At 68.0% G+C, this 4,285-nt stretch carries 5 protein-coding genes and 1 pseudogene; 5 read left to right on the top strand and 1 reads right to left on the bottom strand.

The annotated features are described in order from the left end of the window. Window positions 1-331, top strand: a pseudogene (locus AZE13_RS33195) (hypothetical protein); the annotation flags it as partial. Between the two features lie 58 nt (window positions 332-389). Here AZE13_RS33195 and AZE13_RS35195 read toward each other — a convergent pair. Next, entirely contained in the window at window positions 390-761 is a 372-nt protein-coding gene (locus AZE13_RS35195) for an STAS domain-containing protein (RefSeq protein WP_147264824.1), read from the bottom strand. A 258-nt stretch (window positions 762-1,019) separates the two neighbouring features. Between AZE13_RS35195 and AZE13_RS33190 the strand changes: the two genes are divergently transcribed. From AZE13_RS33190 to AZE13_RS33175, 4 genes are all read left to right on the top strand, one after another. Further along, window positions 1,020-2,273 carry a cation:proton antiporter gene (locus tag AZE13_RS33190; protein WP_066940513.1) on the top strand — a complete coding sequence of 418 codons (1,254 nt, stop codon included), beginning with the start codon at window positions 1,020-1,022 and terminating at the stop codon, window positions 2,271-2,273. A gap of 11 nt (window positions 2,274-2,284) precedes the next feature. Continuing rightward, window positions 2,285-2,734 (top strand): CBS domain-containing protein, encoded by a 450-nt coding sequence (locus AZE13_RS33185; protein WP_066940507.1) that lies wholly within the window; start codon window positions 2,285-2,287, stop codon window positions 2,732-2,734. Window positions 2,735-2,823: 89 nt separating this feature from the next. Next, entirely contained in the window at window positions 2,824-3,033 is a 210-nt protein-coding gene (locus tag AZE13_RS38875) for a hypothetical protein (protein ID WP_258528188.1), read from the top strand. A gap of 270 nt (window positions 3,034-3,303) precedes the next feature. Continuing rightward, a partial coding sequence (locus AZE13_RS33175) for an SLC13 family permease (protein WP_066940503.1) occupies window positions 3,304-4,285 on the top strand: 982 nt, incomplete at its 3' end.

Genomic DNA, 4,285 nt, shown 5'->3' with positions numbered 1-4,285 from the left:
AGGGATGACGGAGCACGACTTCCGGGCGAACTTCCTGACCGTCCGGGCGGCGACGATCCTCACGCCCGACGCCACCGGCGTGGCCGGTCTGCTCGACACGGTCCGCGACCCGGCCAAGGACACCCTGGCGGCGGAGCGGGCCGAGCTGAAGGAACACCTGCTCGGCCCGTCGGAACCGCCGTCGTCGGTCCGCTTCAACCAGGCCGCGCGGGCCCTGTGCGCCAAGGCCGACGAGCGGCGCATCCGGATGGAGAAGCGGCTGGCCGGCATCCCCGGGCAGCGCCACCGACGCGGCAGCGATACCGGTCCGGACACAGCTGCAAGCGTGTGAGATCGCCGCTTCCCCGGGCAGCAGCTCCTTCTCACAGGCTCCGTCGCGGTTGCTCCAATCAGGTCAGCGGCGCCAGACCCAGACGGGTGATGGTGGCGGCCACCTGGCGGTTGGCACCGCGTACCGTCAGACGACCATCGGACCGGCGCAGCGCGTAAAGCGCTGTGAAGAAGAAGCCGGCACCTTCCGTGGTGAGGCTTTTCACCGCCGTGAGGTCCAGCACCACCTCGCGAGGGCCATGCTCCTGTCCCCACTGCCGCAGCAGTGCAGACAGTGCATCTGACTGCTGGCTGTCTATCGGTCCCTCAAGTGTCACCATCGCTCGGTTGGGAGTGAGACGTACGTCTTTGACCCCGGCACGGCGCAGCCGGAGCCTCGCCAGGGGATGGAGCACAGCGGGCTCATATCGGCTGTGGCCGGTGTCGGTCACGAAGGCGAGCTCCCTCGACAGCACTCACTCAGCGGCACGAACGCTCTCACCTGATCTTGGCACGCCCCTGCCGGAGGGGTGGGAGGAGAACGGCCGAACGTGTACGTATCGGGCCAACCGGCTGGCTGTCAGCACGCCATGGCCGCCAAGGCTCTGTCAATGACACGTAAGGATCATGTAAGTTCGGGTGTGGAGTGCCGGGAAGCCTGGTCGGCGATACACGAGAGAACTCTCTTTCCGATCGGGGGCTTCCTGTTCATGGTGCTGGTCGCGGTTTTCGGTGTCGCACTGCTCATCGCCGTACTCCTATCCGGGCTGGCCGCCCGGACCGTACTGTCCACCTCCTTCCTCTTCCTGGTGGGCGGCGCACTGGTCAGTGACGGTGTTCTGGGGCTGGTCCACATCACGCCGGACAGTGAGATCGTCTCGGTGACGGCCGACCTGGCGCTGTTCGCTGTGCTGTTCACCGACGGGATGCACGTCTCCTTCGCCAAGTTGCGGGCGAACTGGAAGAACCCGGCCCGCGCGCTAGGCCTGGGCATGCCGCTCGCCTTCGTCGGAATGGCCCTGATCACCCACTTCCTCGTCGGACTGGACTGGACGACGTCCTTCCTGGTGGGCGCTGTTCTCGCGCCCACCGACCCGGTCTTCGCCTCCGCCATCGTGGGCCGCAAGGAAGTCCCCTCCAAGCTCCGCCAGCTGCTGAACGTGGAGAGCGGCATCAACGACGGGCTGGCGCTGCCGGTCGTCCTGATCCTGATCGCCGCGGCGTCCACCAGCAGCCACCACTCGGTGGACGGCTCAGCGATCGCCCTGGAACTGGCGCTCGGCCTCGCATTCGGCATCGTGGGGCCGCTGTTGGTGGCGCAGCTGTCGAAGCTCAGGCTGCTGGGGGCGGAGCCCAAGTTGCAGCCGCTGCTGCCGCTGGCTGTCGGGGTGATCCTCTACGCCGCCTGCCATCTCACCCACGCCAACCCCTACCTCGCCGCTTTCTCCGCCGGCGCGGTGCTGGTGCACGTCTCCCCAGAGGCCAAGGAGGCGTTCGAGCCACTGGGTGAGGCGCTGGCGGAGCTGGCCAAGTTCGCCGCCCTGCTGGTGTTCGGCGCACTGCTGACCCCACGTCTGTTCGCGGATCTGTCGCTGGGCGGATACGTAGCGGTGGTGCTGGCGATTGTGCTGATCCGCCCGGCATCGCTGTTGCTGTCCTTGATCGGTACACGTTTCACCCGCCGCGAGAAGCTGACCGCCGCCTGGTTCGGGCCCAAGGGGTTCGCGTCCGTCGTCTACGGACTGCTGGTGCTCCAGGCCGACATCCCGCAGGGCAGAGAGGCGTTCACCCTCATCGCCGTCTGCATCGCCTTCTCGATCGTCGCCCACAGCAGTACGGATGTGCCGATCGCGCGGATGTTCCACGTCGATGACCTGGTCGGCATCCCCGACGAGCGCGACCGGCCACTTCCACCACACCCCGCCGAAGCGCCAGCCGCAGCGGCCACCCGCACCGCACAGTGAGGGACGCAGTCATGCGAGCGGGTGATCTGGCGCAGCCGTATCCGTCCGTCTCGGCTGACGACGACGCCCTGACGGCCGCCCGTCAGCTCGTCCGGGAGCGTCTGCCGGCGTTGCTGGTCCTCGATCCGGAGGGTCGGCCGTACGCGATCGTCCCCGGCTCGCAACTCCTGCGCGCCCTGCTGCCCGACTACGTGGTGGGGCCGGCACTGGCGAGCGACATGACCGCCGGCGACATCGATCTTCCGCGCGCGCTGCACGGTCTGACCGTGGCGGAGTGGCTGCCGAGGCATTTCGTGCCGCCCGCCGTCGGCCCGGACACTTCACCGGTGCAGGTCGCGGCGTTGATGGCGCGCACGCACAGCCCCCTGGTGGCGATCGTCGTAGCAGAAGGTCGCGATGTTCGCTTGCTGGGGGCAATCACCGCAGCCGGGCTGATGCACCACTTCTTGGGCGGACCGTGAGCAGTGTCCGCTTGGGCGGACCGTGAGCAGTATCCGCGCCGGGGCTTGAGGACGTCCCGTGAACCACTCGTAGAGAGAAGGCTCCTGCCATGCGTGCACGCGACCTTGCACAGCAGTATGAGTCGGTCCGCCTCGACGACGAGGCGATGGCCGCCGCCCGGCTGCTGGCCGAGCACAGGCTGCCCGGTCTGCTCGTCCTCGACCCCGAGGACGAACCGCAGGCGATCCTGCCCGCCTCGCAGCTGATCAAGGTCTGGTGCCCGGCTATGTGCTCGAGGACCCCACCCTGGCCGCGGTGATCGACGAACGCCACGCGGACCGACTCTGCGAGAGCCTGCGCGGCCGCCGGGTCGCCGACTGCCTCTCACACCGCGCCGCACCGCCGCCGCCCCCGACGACACCGCGGTCGAGGTGGCCGCGCTGATGGCACAGGCACGCAGCCCGCTGGTGGCGGTCGCCGCGGCGGGACGACGAGCACGGTATCCGCCTGCTCGGCGTGATCACCGCCGCACACCTCCTCAACGAACTGCTGAAAGCCGCCAGATGAACCACGGACCCAACGGGGAGCTATGACCGACTGGCACAGCTGGGCCGCGATCGCCGTCTTCGCCGGCACCTACGCCCTGATCATCAGCGAGAAGATCCACCGCGTCGCCGCCGCCCTCGGCGGCGCCGGCCTGATGCTCGCCATCGGCGCCACCGACGACGTCTCCGCCTTCTACTCCGAAAACTCCGGCATCGACTGGAACGTCATCTTCCTGCTGATGGGCATGATGATGATCGTCGGCGTACTCAAGAAGACCGGACTCTTCGAATACCTGGCCATCTGGGCGGTCAAGAGAGCCAAGGCCAGACCCTTCCGGGTCATGGCCATGCTGATAGTCATCACCGCGGTCGCCTCCGCCCTGCTCGACAACGTCACCACGGTGCTGCTGATCGCCCCCGTCACCCTGCTGGTGTGCGAGCGGCTCGGGCTGCCCGCCGCACCGTTCCTGACCGCCGAAGTCCTCGCCTCCAACATCGGCGGCACCGCGACCCTCGTCGGCGACCCGCCCAACATCATCATCGCCAGCCGGGCCGGACTCACCTTCAACGACTTCCTCGTCCACCTCGCTCCCCTGAGCGCGGTCCTGATAGTGGTCCTGCTCGCCCTGTGCCGCTTCCTCTTCCGCAAGACGTTCGTCTACGACGAGAACCGCGCCGCGGACATCATGGAGCTCGACGAACGCGAGGCCATCAAGCGTCCGCGACTGCTCATCCAGGGCCTGATCGTCCTCGCCCTCGTCATCGTCGGCTTCGTCCTCCACCCGGTACTGCACTACGAACCCAGCATCGTCGCCCTCCTGGGCGCAGGACTCCTCATCGCCGTCTCCACCACCGAGACCAGCGAGGTGCTCGGCGAGGTCGAGTGGCCCACCCTCGCCTTCTTCGCCGGCCTGTTCATCATGATCGGCGGGCTCATCGACACCGGCGTCATCAAGCAGGTGTCCAGCACCCTGGCGGACACGATCGGCGACAACGCGGCCGGCGGCTCCATGGTCCTGCTCGGGG

It is taken from the genome of Streptomyces sp. NBRC 110611 (assembly GCF_001590865.1).
GTDB lineage: Bacteria > Actinomycetota > Actinomycetes > Streptomycetales > Streptomycetaceae > Streptomyces.
The sequence above is the reverse complement of the archived record's forward strand: the minus strand, read 5'-3'. Positions and strand labels throughout refer to the sequence as shown.